The 14,970-nt window shown below is 29.8% G+C and carries 9 protein-coding genes; 7 read left to right on the top strand and 2 right to left on the bottom strand.

Annotated elements, in window-relative coordinates; all coding sequences use genetic code 11:
• Nucleotides 1-15 precede the first annotated feature (15 nt).
• Nucleotides 16-738 carry a hypothetical protein gene (locus AC1XJX_RS11160; protein WP_482004065.1) on the top strand — a complete coding sequence of 241 codons (723 nt, stop codon included), beginning with the start codon at nucleotides 16-18 and terminating at the stop codon, nucleotides 736-738.
• Between the two features lies 1 nt (nucleotide 739).
• On the opposite strand, the gene AC1XJX_RS11155 is transcribed toward AC1XJX_RS11160, so the two are convergent.
• Nucleotides 740-1,264 (bottom strand): hypothetical protein, encoded by a 525-nt coding sequence (locus tag AC1XJX_RS11155; protein ID WP_482004064.1) that lies wholly within the window; start codon nucleotides 1,262-1,264, stop codon nucleotides 740-742.
• A gap of 135 nt (nucleotides 1,265-1,399) precedes the next feature.
• On the opposite strand from AC1XJX_RS11155, the gene uvrA reads away from it, so the two are divergent.
• The 5 genes from uvrA (at nucleotide 1,400) to AC1XJX_RS11130 (ending at nucleotide 10,996) form a co-directional block, all read left to right on the top strand.
• Nucleotides 1,400-4,231, top strand: coding sequence for an excinuclease ABC subunit UvrA (uvrA, locus tag AC1XJX_RS11150; RefSeq protein ID WP_482004063.1), 2,832 nt, complete (start codon nucleotides 1,400-1,402; stop codon nucleotides 4,229-4,231).
• Between the two features lie 14 nt (nucleotides 4,232-4,245).
• A complete protein-coding gene (locus AC1XJX_RS11145; protein ID WP_482004062.1) occupies nucleotides 4,246-4,935 on the top strand; it encodes an LOG family protein in 690 nt (229 codons plus the stop codon).
• Between the two features lie 105 nt (nucleotides 4,936-5,040).
• Nucleotides 5,041-7,872, top strand: a complete 2,832-nt coding sequence (locus AC1XJX_RS11140; protein ID WP_482004061.1) for a gluzincin family metallopeptidase — start codon at nucleotides 5,041-5,043, stop codon at nucleotides 7,870-7,872.
• Nucleotides 7,873-8,037: 165 nt separating this feature from the next.
• Nucleotides 8,038-10,449, top strand: coding sequence for an alpha-ketoacid dehydrogenase subunit alpha/beta (locus AC1XJX_RS11135; RefSeq protein ID WP_482004060.1), 2,412 nt, complete (start codon nucleotides 8,038-8,040; stop codon nucleotides 10,447-10,449).
• A 76-nt stretch (nucleotides 10,450-10,525) separates the two neighbouring features.
• Entirely contained in the window at nucleotides 10,526-10,996 is a 471-nt protein-coding gene (locus AC1XJX_RS11130) for a hypothetical protein (protein WP_482004059.1), read from the top strand.
• 103 nt (nucleotides 10,997-11,099) lie between these two features.
• On the opposite strand, the gene AC1XJX_RS11125 is transcribed toward AC1XJX_RS11130, so the two are convergent.
• Entirely contained in the window at nucleotides 11,100-12,311 is a 1,212-nt protein-coding gene (locus AC1XJX_RS11125) for a peroxiredoxin family protein (protein WP_482004058.1), read from the bottom strand.
• Between the two features lie 140 nt (nucleotides 12,312-12,451).
• Here AC1XJX_RS11125 and pheT point away from each other — a divergent pair, with 140 nt between their 5' ends.
• Entirely contained in the window at nucleotides 12,452-14,878 is a 2,427-nt protein-coding gene (gene pheT, locus AC1XJX_RS11120) for a phenylalanine--tRNA ligase subunit beta (protein WP_482004057.1), read from the top strand.
• Nucleotides 14,879-14,970 lie beyond the last annotated feature (92 nt).

The following is a 14,970-nucleotide window of genomic DNA, read 5'->3' as shown; positions in this document are numbered from 1 at the left end:
TAAACAGAAGATTTTATGTCAAAAAAAATAAAAAAAATACTAAAAATAGTAACTGGTATACTGGTATTTTTAACGTTACCAAGTTTATTGTTTTTTGGATTTTTATACTTTAAATATAACGAAGCCTTACCACTCGGTGTGCAAGGTGAAAAAGCGGATGCTTTAGCTAACAAAATGCTTGATGCACTTGATTTTGAAGCCTATAAAAACACGAATTATATTGAATGGACTTTCAAAAAAAGACATCATTATAACTGGGATAAAAAAAAGAATATATGTGATGTTTACTGGAAAGATTATAAAGTATCTTTAAATTTAAACGATAATTCTAAAAGCAAAGTATATATCCATAGTTTTATTAACGAAAGTGAACTTGCTGACGGTTTAATAAAACAAGCCCGCGAATATTTTAATAACGACTCTTTTTGGCTTATTGCACCTTATAAAGTATTTGATACTGGTGTAGAGCGCAGGTTGGTTAAAACGGAAAATAATAAAGAAGCTTTATTAGTAACCTATACCAGTGGCGGTTCAACCCCAGGAGATTCTTACTTATGGTTACTTAATGAAGATGGCTCACCAAAGGCTTTTAAAATGTGGACTTCCATTTTGCCTATTGATGGATTAGAAGCTTCTTGGAACCATTGGACAACTACAGAAACTGAAGCAAAGTTACCAACATTACACAAACTTTTGGTTTTAGGTTTAGAAATTGATGCTATTAAAACAAGCAAATAACTTATTTACTCTTATGTCCCACAAAACGATGGCTATCAGATTTAAAAAGGATATTAAAACTAGTTAAACTACCATAAATTCTTGTAATATACTGTTGTAAATCAATTTTACTCTGTTCATCTAAATCACTAGAATTTACGCGTTGTTCCATAACACGTAATCTATCTCTAACCATGGTTATTTTGTGAAAAAATGTATCAATAGGTAATTCATAAGATTTCATACTTGTATCGGCAGGCTCTAAAATTAATTTACCTCCTTTATACTTATCAGCAATAGGAACAACTTCACTTACATCACTCCATTTTTTTAAAATGCTAGCTAAACTACTTTCAATATCAAAAAAACTAACACTATCAACATCGCCATCGGCAGCCTCAATAATTTCAAAATTGCTATCTAAATCAATAGTTTCTAAACCATTTTCAATAAAAGTCACCCAATAATGTTTTGAGGTTAAATTAGTTACAACACCTTTCCCATATTCTGCATGGTTTATTCTTGAGCCAATTCCTAGTAATTTCATAAAAATTTATTTTTCTTTTTTATTCGTTTTATTAATTCTAAAATGATTGATTTCTCATGCAATAATAATAAATCTAAAAGAAATCTTCACACGACTTTAACATCTAAAATTGTACCTTTGCACTTTTGCAATTTTATGAGCCAATTTGATGATTTTATTGAAGTAAAAGGTGCGCGTGTTCACAATCTTAAAAACATTGATGTATCAATTCCTCGTGAAAAACTTGTGGTTATTACAGGGTTATCTGGTAGCGGGAAATCGTCATTGGCATTTGATACTATTTATGCTGAAGGACAACGTCGTTATATTGAAACATTTTCAGCATATGCGCGTCAATTTTTAGGTGGTTTGGAACGACCCGATGTGGATAAAATTGATGGCTTATCTCCGGTAATTGCCATTGAGCAAAAAACAACCAGTAAATCGCCTCGTTCAACAGTAGGTACCATTACAGAAATCTACGATTTTTTACGTTTGCTTTTTGCGCGTGCCAGTGATGCTTATAGTTTTAATACTGGAGAAAAAATGATTAGCTATAGTGATGAGCAAATTAAAGAGCTTATTACTACTGATTTTAAAGACAAACGTATTAACGTTTTAGCACCAGTTGTACGTTCTCGTAAGGGACATTACAGAGAATTATTTGAGCAAATTGCAAAACAAGGTTTTATAAAAGTAAGAACTGATGGTGAGATTGTAGATATTACAAAAGGCATGAAGCTAGATCGTTACAAAACTCATGATATAGAAATTGTAATTGATAGACTTAAAATTGATGATTCGGTTGATAATGATAAACGCCTAACAGAAACCATCAATACAGCCATGTATCATGGCGAAGATGTGCTTTTGGTAATAGATCAAGACAGCAAAGAAATAAGATATTTTAGTAGAAGTTTAATGTGTCCTAGTTCGGGTATTTCTTATCCAAATCCAGAGCCTAATAATTTTTCATTCAACTCTCCAAAAGGTGCTTGTAGTAACTGTAACGGCATTGGTAGTTTATACCAAGTAAATGAGAAAAAAATTATTCCAGATGATTCCGTTTCAATAAAAGCTGGTGCAATCGCACCTCATGGACCTGAAAAAAATAGTTGGATTTTCAAACAATTTGAAACTATAGCACAACGCTTCAATTTCAAATTAACTGATGCTTATAAAGATATTCCTGAACAAGCAAAACAGGTGATTTTGTATGGTGGCAATGAAAAATTTTCAGTTGAAAGTAAAACTTTAGGCGTTACTAGGGATTATAAAATAGATTTTGAAGGTGTTGCTAATTTTATTGAAAACCAATACAATACCGCTGAGACTAACTCTCTAAAGCGTTGGGCTAAAGACTACATGGATAAGATTGAATGTCCCGTTTGTGAAGGCTCTAGATTAAGAAAAGAATCTCTTTATTTCAAAATAAATAATAAAAATATAGCAGAACTTGCAAATACAGATGTTGTTGAATTATTAAAATGGTTTAAAGATTTAGAAAACCATCTTTCAGAAAAACAAATTAAAATTGCAGAAGAAGTTTTAAAAGAAATAAAATCAAGACTGCAATTTTTACTCGATGTTGGTTTAGATTATTTGTCATTAAACCGAAGTTCTAAATCCTTATCTGGTGGTGAAGCACAACGAATTCGTTTAGCAACACAAATAGGCTCCCAATTAGTTGGTGTGCTTTATATTTTAGACGAACCTAGTATTGGTTTACATCAGCGCGATAATGAAAAACTTATAAACTCCCTAGTTTCACTTCGAGATATTGGTAATTCTGTCATTGTAGTAGAACATGATAAAGACATGATTGAACGCGCAGATTATGTTATTGATATTGGACCAAAAGCCGGAAAACATGGTGGTGAAATTATAAGTATAGGCACCCCAGAAGAGCTTAAAACTCATAACACATTAACTGCCGACTACCTTAACGGAAAAAAGGAAATAGAAGTACCCAAAAAGCGTCGTGAAGGTAACGGTCATTTTTTAGAACTTAAAGGCTGTACTGGTAATAATTTAAAAAATGTTTCAGTAAAATTCCCTCTTGGTAAAATGATAGGTATAACTGGCGTATCTGGTAGCGGAAAATCAACGCTTATTAATGAAACCTTATACCCTATCTTAAATGCCTATTACTTCAATGGTGTAAAAAAACCAATGTCTTACAAAAGCATTTCAGGTTTAGAGTATATTGATAAAGTAATAGATATAAATCAATCACCAATTGGTAGAACTCCACGAAGTAACCCTGCAACTTATACCAAAACTTTTGATGAAATAAGAAGTTTATTTGCTAAAATACCAGAAGCCATGATTAGGGGTTATAAGGCAGGACGATTTAGTTTTAATGTAAAAGGTGGGCGTTGTGAAACCTGTCAAGGTGGAGGTTTAAGGCTAATAGAAATGAATTTTCTTCCCGATGTTTATGTGGAATGTGAAACCTGTCAAGGCAAACGTTTTAACCGTGAAACTCTAGAAATTCGTTACAAAGGAAAAAGTATAAGTGATGTTTTAAATATGACAATTGATGACGCGGTTCCTTTCTTCGAAAATATTCCTAAAATTCATAATAAATTAAAAACAATTAAAGATGTAGGTTTAGGATATATAACGTTAGGCCAACAAAGTACAACACTTTCTGGTGGAGAAGCACAACGTATAAAACTAGCAACTGAACTTTCAAAAAGAGATACCGGTAACACTTTTTATATTTTAGATGAGCCCACTACTGGATTACATTTTGAAGATATTCGTGTTTTAATGATTGTTTTAAACAAATTAGCTAACAAAGGAAATACGGTATTAATTATTGAACACAATTTAGATGTTATTAAAACCGTTGATCATATTATTGATATTGGGTATGAGGGTGGAAAAGGTGGCGGACAAGTAATAGTTGAAGGTACTCCAGAAGAGATTGCAAAACACAAAAAAAGTTACACTGCTAAATTCCTTAAAAAAGAATTAAATTAGTAAAAATATTGACTATGAGAAAAGAAAAACATCATAAAAGCTGGAACGAGATAAAGACTAATGATTCCTGGGCCATTTTTAAAATCATGGGCGAATTTGTTAATGGTTTTGAAAAAATGAGTAAAATAGGACCTTGTGTTTCTATTTTTGGGTCCGCTCGAACAAAACCAGAACATAAATATTACAAATTGGCTGAAGCTATTGCAAAAAAAATAGTTGAAGCTGGATATGGCGTTATAACCGGTGGTGGTCCAGGTATTATGGAAGCTGGAAATAAAGGCGCTCATTTAGGTGGCGGAACATCTGTAGGCTTAAATATAGAATTACCTTTCGAGCAACATGACAATCCTTATATTGATTATGATAAAAGTTTAGATTTCGACTACTTTTTTGTTAGAAAAGTCATGTTTGTTAAGTACTCACAGGGGTTTGTTGTTATGCCAGGTGGCTTTGGAACCCTTGATGAACTTTTCGAAGCCATAACACTCATACAAACTCATAAAATTGGAAAGTTCCCTATTATATTAGTAGGAACAGACTTTTGGGAAGGTATGATGACTTGGATAAAAACTACACTTTTAGATTCTTTTTCAAATATTAGTTCAAAGGATTTAGATCTTATTCACTTAGTAGATACTGAAGATGAAGTTATCCAAATACTTGATGCTTTCTATAAAGAATCTGGATTAAGTCCTAATTTTTAGCAAATCATAATAGATTACTTATTTAGCTATAAATATTTGATTTACTATTTATTATATTGCACTGTCTTTCATGAAAAATTAACCATTTAATGTTCAAATTATAAATTGAAATCTAAACTTTTAAGTTTTTCCTTATTAGCTATATTATTTTTTAAAAGCTTTGGTCAAAATAACATAGACTTAAAAGCTGTTTTTGATATTGATAATAAGCAAATTAAAATTTCACAAACAATAAAATACCAAAACTCATCACAACATGTTTTGGACACCATCTATTTAAGTAATTGGGCAAATAGCTTTTCATCAAAAAAAACACCGCTTGCCATAAGAATAGCCGATGAATATATAAACGATTTTCATTTAGCTAAAAGTATTGATAGAGGTTATTCTGTAATTACTTCTATTAAACAAAACAATCAAGAATTAATTTTTAATGAATTAAAAAATCAAACAGATATTACCAAAGTTATACTTAATAAACCTTTAAAACCTGATGCCTATTATACCATTCATTTGGAGTACATTGTTCAAATACCTAATTCCAAATTTACGAGTTATGGTTTTACTGATGAAGGCGATCTAAACTTAAAATATTGGTATATAACCCCAACTATTTATAATGGTGAGTGGCAATATTATAGTAATAAAAATTTGGATGATTTATTTATTCCAAAATCGGATATTACTCTAGAAATTGAGTATCCATTAGGTTATACTTTAACTTCAGAATTAGATATAGACGAGTCTAAACAAGAAACAAATAAACAAGTAGTTAAGTTAAAAGGAAAAGATAGATTAAGCACTAAATTATTTTTAAGTAAAACTTCAGATTTCAAAACGTTACAAACAGATGATTTTTCTTTAATTTCAAATATAGATGATGAAAATATAGAACTTATTGAAAAAGTTATAATAACTGAAAAAGTTATTAATTACATTTTTGAAAATTTCGGGAAATATCCCCATAAAAAACTTCTACTAACTAAAATAGATTATGATAAAAATCCGCTTTACGGATTAAATTTATTACCAAGCTTTTTAAAACCTTATCCTAATCATTTTCAATACGAATTAAAACTCTTAAAAATTGCACTACAGAATTATTTAGAAAATACATTACTAATAAATCCTAGAAAAGAACAATGGCTGCTAGATGGCATTCAAATATATTTTTTAATGAATTATGTTGATGAATTTTATCCAAATATGAAATTTTTAGGTGCTTTTGCCGATTTATGGGGTGTGCGTTCATTTCATGCAGCAGATATGAAGTTTAATGAAAAGTATATTTTGGCTTTCATGTCTATGGCAAGAACCAACAGAGACCAACCTTTAACAATGCATAAAGATTCATTGTTGAAATTTAATGCCAACATATCCAACAAATATAAAGCTGGAATTGGATTTAAATACTTAGAAGATTTTGTTAATAGTAATATTATTAAAAATAGCTTAGAGTCGTTTGTTGATGAAAACAAATTAAAAGTAACTTCTACAGAAAATTTTGAGAATTTTATCAAGTCTAAAACTGATAAAAATATAGATTGGTTTTTTGAAGATTATTTAAAAACAAGAAAAAAGATAGATTTTAAGATTAAAAAAATTAAAAAAACAGAAGATTCTATTACCATAACTATAAAAAATAAACGCGATAACAGCATGCCTGTTTCATTGTATAGTTTTAATAACGATAGTTTAGTATCGAAGATTTGGATAGAAAATATTGACGAAATAAAAACTATAACAATCCCAAGAATAAGCGCTAACAAACTGGTTTTAAATTACAACGGCGTTATTCCAGAAATTAATTTAAGAGATAATTGGAAATCTTTAAAAGGTTACTTTTTTAACAATAAACCACTTCAATTTAGACTTTTAAAAGATATTGAAGACCCTAATTATAGTCAAGTGTTTTTTATGCCTACGGCAGAATTTAATAATATTTATGATGGTTTAACACTGGGTTTTAGAGTATATAATAAAACGGTTTTAAGAAGGCTTTTCAATTATAAGATTGAACCTAGGTATGCTTTTAAATCAAAATCATTAACTGGTTCAGCATCAGTATCTAATACACACTATTTGGAAAACCATAATTTATTTTCTATAAATTATGGTATTGCAGCAGGATACTCTTCTTATGCTGAAAATTTATTTGTAAGAAAAATTACACCTTCATTAACTTTTAACTTTAGAGAGGATAACGATTTTCGTTCTAATAAACGTAAATCATTAAATTTCAGATATATTGATATTAATAGAGATAAAGATGCCAATAACATTTTAACTTCAAATCAACCAAATTATAGCGTATTTAACGCACGTTATTTACATTCAAATGATAATTTGATAAATTTTAATAAATGGTACACTGATTTTCAAATTGGAGCAAAATTCAGTAAGCTATCATTTAATTACGAATATAGACGCCTATTTGAAAGTAACAGACAATTAAATATACGCGCCTTTGCTGGTACTTTTATAAAAAATAATACAGATCCAACCTCAAATTATTTTAGCTTTGCATTAGACAGACCTACAGATTATTTATTTGATTATTCGTATTTGGGACGTTCTGAAGCTTCAGGGATATTTAGTCAACAATACATTGATGCAGAAGGTGGTTTTAAATCTAAACTTGAAACCCCATTTGCAAATCAATGGATGACAACTTTTAATACCAGCACAACAGTTTGGAAATACATATTAGCTTATGGCGATGTTGGTTTAGTAAAAAATAAATCTTTTTCTCCCAACTTTGTATATGACTCTGGTATTAGAATTGATTTAGTTACAGATTATTTTGAAATTTACTTCCCTATTTATTCTAATTTAGGCTGGGAAATTGATCAAACAAATTATGATCAAAAAATCAGATTCAAATTCACTGTTGATCCCCAAGCCCTTTTAGGTCTTTTTAGAAGGCGATGGTATTAAAGCTTATTTTGAATAATTGTCAGTTTTGATTAATTTTACTGAATATAAATCAAAAAAATCATTTATTTATTTAATTTTTTAAATATTCACCATCAAATAACAGTATTGATTTATTGTAAATAAGCTAAACTTTAGCTATTTTTGCAAGAGCTAAAGCATACTTAAATGCAATCTATTACCAATTTGGAAAATAAATTATCATTCGAAGACTTTAAAACAGAAGTTTTAACTGACTATAAAATAGCGGTTGAAAGTAGAGAATGTAGTTTATTGGGACGTAGAGAAGTATTAACTGGAAAAGCAAAGTTTGGAATTTTTGGTGATGGAAAAGAAGTTCCGCAACTAGCTATGGCTAAAGCCTTTTTAAAAGGTGATTGGAGGTCTGGTTATTACAGAGATCAAACTTTCATGATGGCTATTGGCGAGTTAACTAAAGAGCAGTTTTTTGCTGGTTTATATGCTAATACTAATATTGAATATGAACCAATGTCTGCTGGTCGCCAAATGGGTGGGCATTTTGTTACGCATAGTCTAAATGATAATGGTAGTTGGAAAGATTTAACCAAACAATACAATTCTAGTGCAGACATCTCTCCTACTGCTGGGCAAATGCCTCGTTTATTAGGTCTAGCACAAGCTTCAAAAATCTTCAGAGAAGTTGAAGGTATTAATAAAGCCAATTTTTCTGTAAATGGAAACGAAGTAGCATGGGGTACCATAGGTAATGCCAGTACCAGTGAAGGTTTGTTTTTTGAAACTATTAATGCTGCAGGTGTTTTACAAGTACCAATGATTATTAGTGTTTGGGATGATGAGTATGGTATTTCTGTTCATGCAAAATATCAAACAACTAAAGAAAATATTTCTGAAATCCTTAAAGGTTTTCAACGAGATAAAGACAATAAAGGCTACGAGATTTTACGTGTGAAAGGTTGGGATTATGCCAATATTGTTGAAACTTATCAAGAAGCTAGCACTATTGCAAGAGAAGAGCACGTGCCTGTTTTAATTCATGTATTAGAATTAACTCAACCTCAAGGACATTCTACATCTGGCTCTCATGAGCGTTACAAAAATCAAGAACGTTTGGATTGGGAAATACAACATGATTGTAACACCAAAATGCGTGAATGGATTATTGAAAGTGGTATCGCAACAAATGAAGCACTTACAGAAATAGAAAGAACTGCAAAAAGTCAAGTTAGGGATGCAAAAAATAACGCTTGGAATACGTTTTTAAAACCTATTAAAAAAGAGCAACAAGAACTAATATATATCCTTAAACAACTAGAAAACGTTAGTGCTAATAGCGTTTTTATTGAAAAAATAAAAGAAAGCTTAATAGCCATTCAAGAAGTAACTAGAAAAGATCTTTTATCACATGCAAGAAAAGCACTAAGACATACTATTGGAGAAGATTCTAATGAAAAGTTCCAATTAAGCAATTGGATAAATACAATTTTTGAAACTGCTCAACCCAAATTTAGTTCGCATTTATATTGCGAAACTGAACGATCAAATTTGCTTGTTAAAGAAGTTAAACCTACCTTTAATGATGAAGCGGAATTAGTTGATGGAAGAATTATTTTACGTGATAATTTTGATGCTATTTTTAGTAATCATCCTGAGGCTTTAGTTTTTGGAGAGGATACAGGTAATATTGGAGATGTAAATCAAGGTTTAGAAGGTTTACAAGAAAAGTATGGAGAACTAAGAGTCGCTGACACTGGTATTCGTGAAGCCACCATTATAGGTCAAGGTATTGGAATGGCATTACGTGGTTTAAGACCAATAGCGGAAATTCAGTATTTAGATTATATCCTTTATGCTTTACAAATAATTAGTGACGATCTGGCTACTACCCATTACAGGACTAAAGGAAAACAAAAAGCACCTTTAATTATTAGAACCAGAGGCCACAGGCTAGAAGGTATTTGGCATTCTGGATCTCAAATGGGAGGTATATTAAACTTAGTTAGAGGTGTTCATTTATTAGTACCCAGAAACATGACTAAAGCAGCTGGTTTTTATAATACACTTTTACAAGGAGATGATCCAGGTATTGTTGTAGAGTGTTTAAATGGCTACAGATTAAAAGAAAAAATGCCAAATAATTTAAATAATATTAAAACACCTATAGGCGTTGTTGAAACTGTAAAAGAAGGTACAGATATAACGGTAGTATCTTATGGATCTACACTTAGAATTGTAGAACAAATTAGTAAAGAGCTTTTAGCAATTGGTATAGATATTGAAATTATTGATGCACAGTCTTTAATTCCTTTTGATATCAATCATGATATCGTTAAAAGTATTGCAAAAACAAATCGAGTAATCATTATAGATGAAGATGTGCCAGGTGGGGCATCTGCCTATATTCTAGATCAAATAATAAACATTCAAAACGCTTATCAATACTTAGATAGTAGTCCGAAAACATTAACTGCAAAAGCTCACAGACCAGCATACGGAAATGATGGTGATTACTTTTCTAAACCATCTGCTGAAGATATATTTGAAGCTATCTATGATGTTATGAGTGAAGTAAACCCTTCTGATTATCCAAAATTGAGATAATTTATTTTCAATAAAAAATACAAAACCATTGTTAGAGCAATGGTTTTTTTATATTTATACCCTAATCTATTTTAAAATGAAAGCTGTAACCTTAAGAGAAATTAAAAAAGAATTGGATACACTTTCTACTCAAGAAATTCAAGAACTTTGTTTACGTTTATCACGATTTAAAAAAGAAAATAAAGAGCTCCTTACCTATTTACTATTCGAATCTCATAACGAAACAGGTTATATTGACAGTGTAAAAAAGTATATAGATGAAGAATTTGAATTAATTAATACGGATAGTTATTTCTACATCAGAAAAAGTACTCAAAAAATTTTAAGAAACGTAAAAAAATACATTCGATATTCTCAAAAAAAAGAAAGCGAAGTGGAGCTTCTCCTCTACTTTTGCGAAAAATTAAGAGATTTTAAACCGAGTATTAACCGTGGTACACAATTACAAAATATGTATAATCGTCAATTACTTCTATCTAAAAAAATAATAAATAGTTTACATGAAGATTTACAATACGATTATAATTTGATACTTGAAGATTTATGATTTTTAAAACTTCAAATACAAAATGTTGATCTAATATAAAATAGCTTCTTTTTAGTCTAATATAATTAAACTAAAACACCCTTATAATCATTTAAATCAAAAATTACTCAATTAATAATTTATTTACAAAATCATCAAAATCTTTTTTAAACTCAGTAAACTTTTTACCTGTGGCTGGTCCGTTAAAACCTGTGTGTATTTTTCTAACTTTACCAGTTTTATCAATAAAAATACTGGTTGGGTATGATAATACATGATTTAACATAGGTAGCTTATCATTAGCTTCTTGTTTATCATTTGATCCAAATTGTGCCAATAATATTGGGTAACTTATTCCTGTTTTATTTTTTAAACGTTGAATGTTTTTAAATGCTGCTTCTTGAGTTTTTACGTACTCAAAAGCTAAAGCTATAAACTCTAAATTTTTATTTTTGTTATTCTTAAAATACTCTGAATAATATTTGCTTTCATCTAAACAATTTGGGCACCAAGTTCCCATAATTTGCACCAAAACAACTTTATCTTTAAATCGATTATCTGTTAGAGAAACCATATTACCATTTTCATCAGGAAATGAGAATTCAATTTTATCATAACCTTCTTTTAAATATGTAAGTTCGTTTGCATCTGGTAATTCAAAATTATCACTTCGTTTAGAAATAAAAGGTTCTTCCCAATGGGTTCCAGAAAAAAAATTGCCAACCATAGTACTATCGGTTACTTGTGCTGTAAATAAAAAAGCATGGGCACCATCAAATGCAGATAATTGTAATTGATTACCATCTAAAACGCCTTCTAAAAACCTGTAATCTCCGGTATTAGTTCTAAAAGTACCTGTAACTGTGTTGCCATTTTGCTTAAAAATACCTTTACCTAAATAGGTGTCATCTTTATTTTCTGGACTAAATATGGTTTCCCAATTACCCGAAAGATCATAGTTTGCCTTTAAACCTATATCAAATCTGGTGTTATTTTTTTCAGCTTTAAAAAACATATGTCTATCCAAGCCAGGAGTTATAAAACTTCCGTTTAGTTTGCCTTCTTCAATTTTAGCTACAAGAAACCCATCAAAAACAGGCATATTAATGTAAACAGAATCATTATTATAAACTATATCATCAACTTCAATGATTTCTTCAGCATTAAAAACAAGTAATTTGTTTGCAGAAAACACTTCAAAATTAAAAGGTAAATCAAGCGAATCATTCACTTTTAATTCAGCTCTAAACTTACCTTTTTCCAAGTACGTAATTTTATTTTCATACTTACAAGAAAATAGTCCCAAAAACAATACAACTAAAAAAATATGCTTCATAAAGTCTTATTAAAATATATTAATCGAATTTCTGGCAAGATACTAACAAAATTATTCTTTTTAAATGACAATTTAGAATGCTTTGTTTGAATGCTAGCTGCAATATTTTATATTTGCGAACTTATAAAGGATAATGATTTATGAAGATTTCATACAATTGGCTAAAACAATTTTTAAAAACAGATTGGACTCCAGAACAAACTAGTGAATTACTTACAGATTTAGGTCTTGAAGTTGAAGGTATAGATACCTATCAATCTGTTAAAGGCGCCCTAGAAGGTGTTGTGGTTGGTGAAGTTTTAACGTGTATAAAACACCCAGATGCAGATAAATTAAAATTAACTATCGTTAATATTGGTGGAGATGATCCTGTACAAATAGTATGTGGCGCACCTAATGTTGAAGCAGGACAAAAAGTACCAGTCGCAACTATTGGAACTGTTTTATTTACTGCTGAAGGTGAATCTTGGACTATTAAAAAAGGAAAAATTAGAGGTCAAGAAAGTCATGGTATGATTTGTGCCGAAGATGAATTAGGACTCGGTAAATCTCATGATGGTATTTTAGTATTAGATGCTGATTTAAAAGCTGGAACTTTATTAGCTGACATTTATGAAATTGAAAATGATCAGGTTTTTGAAATTGGCTTAACACCAAACAGAGCTGATGCTATGAGTCACTTAGGTGTTGCAAGAGATTTAAAAGCTGGATTGATTCAAAAAGAAATAAATTTAGAGTTAATAACACCATCAGTTAGTGCCTTTCATGTGGATAATCGAATGCTAAAAATTGATGTTAATGTTATTAATAAAGATTTAGCTCCTCGCTATTGCGGTGTTACGATTTCTGGTTTAAAAGTAAAAGAATCTCCAACTTGGCTCAAAAACAGATTAAAAGCTATTGGACTGAACCCAATTAACAACATTGTTGATGCTACTAATTATGTTTTACATGATTTAGGACAACCATTACATGCTTTTGATGCTGTTAAAATCTCAGGCAATAAAGTTGAAATTAAAACTCTTAAATCTGGAACAAAGTTTACGACTCTTGATGGTATTGAACGTGAATTACACGAAGAAGATTTAATGATTTGTGATGCAGAAAAACCTATGTGTATTGCAGGTGTTTTTGGAGGAATACATTCTGGAGTTACTGAAAATACAACTAGTATTTTTTTAGAAAGTGCTTACTTTAATCCTGTTAGCATTCGTAAATCGGCAAAACGCCATGGTTTAAACACAGATGCATCGTTTAGGTTTGAAAGGGGTATAGATCCTAATATTACTGAATATGCATTAAAACGAGCAGCATTACTTATTCAAGAAATTGCAGGTGGTGAAATAACTAGTGATATCATAGATATTTATACAACAAAAATTAAAGATTTTGAAGTAAGATTGAGTTTTGAGAATGCCAAAAAGTTAATAGGTGAAGAGATTCCTAAAGAAACAATTAAACGTATTTTAACTTCTTTAGAAATAAAAGTTAACAATGTAACTGAAACTGGTTTAGGTTTAACTGTACCAGCTTATAGAAATGATGTACATCGGGAAGCTGATATTATTGAAGAAATTTTACGTATATACGGTTACAATAATATTTTAACAACTGAAAAACTAAATGCATCTATTTCGACAATATCTCGTTTTGAAGATTATAAAATTCAAAATATTATAGGAAATCAATTAGCATCGCAAGGTTACTTTGAAATTTTATCAAACTCGTTAACCACGCCTGAATATATAGAACTTAGTGAACAAATAAAAGAAAATCATAACATTGCAATTTTAAATCCTTTGAGCAATGATTTATCAGTTTTAAGGCAATCCTTATTGTTTTCAGGCTTAGAGGCTGTTTCTTTTAATATCAATAGAAAACGTACTGATTTAAAACTTTTTGAATTTGGTAAAACATATCATAATTTTAATGATAATCGTGAAGAGTTTAAGCATTTATCACTATTCACAACAGGAAATCAATCGCAAGATAGTTGGTCTAACATTAGTAAAAAAAGTGATTTTTTCTATTTGAAAGGTTCCATTATTGCCATTCTTAATAGATTAGGTGTTACTGGATATTTTGAAGCACCAGTAAATAATGATTTATTTAGCGAAGGATTAACTTTATGTCAAGGAAAAACAAAGATTGTTGATTTTGGTTTAATTAAAAAATCTATTTTAAAGCATTTTGATATTTCTCAAGAGGTATTGTTTGCTGATTTTAATTGGGATGCTATATTAGAAATTGTAAAAAGGAATAAAATTACATTTAAAACAATTGCTAAATACCCTGAAGTAAAACGTGATTTCGCTTTACTTTTAGATGATAATATCACATTTGAGTCTATATACAAAATAGCTAAACAAACTGAAAAACAATTACTTAAAACTGTTAACTTATTTGATGTTTATCAAGGTAAAAACTTACCAAAGGGCAAAAAAAGTTATGCTATTAGTTTTACATTACAAGATGAAAACAAGACACTTACAGATACTCAAATTGATAAAATTATGAGTAAACTTCAATCTAACTTTGAAAATCAATTAGGTGCAGAACTAAGGTAGTTTTTATTAAATATAAAATTTAAGCCTACTTTTTAGTAGGTTTTTTTTGTATCAAAAATGTCGTATATTTAATAGTTTTCATAAACTAAAAA

This window comes from Flaviramulus sp. (assembly GCF_982512915.1).
Note: the sequence above shows the minus strand (reverse complement) of the source record. Positions and strands in the feature narration are given on the sequence as shown.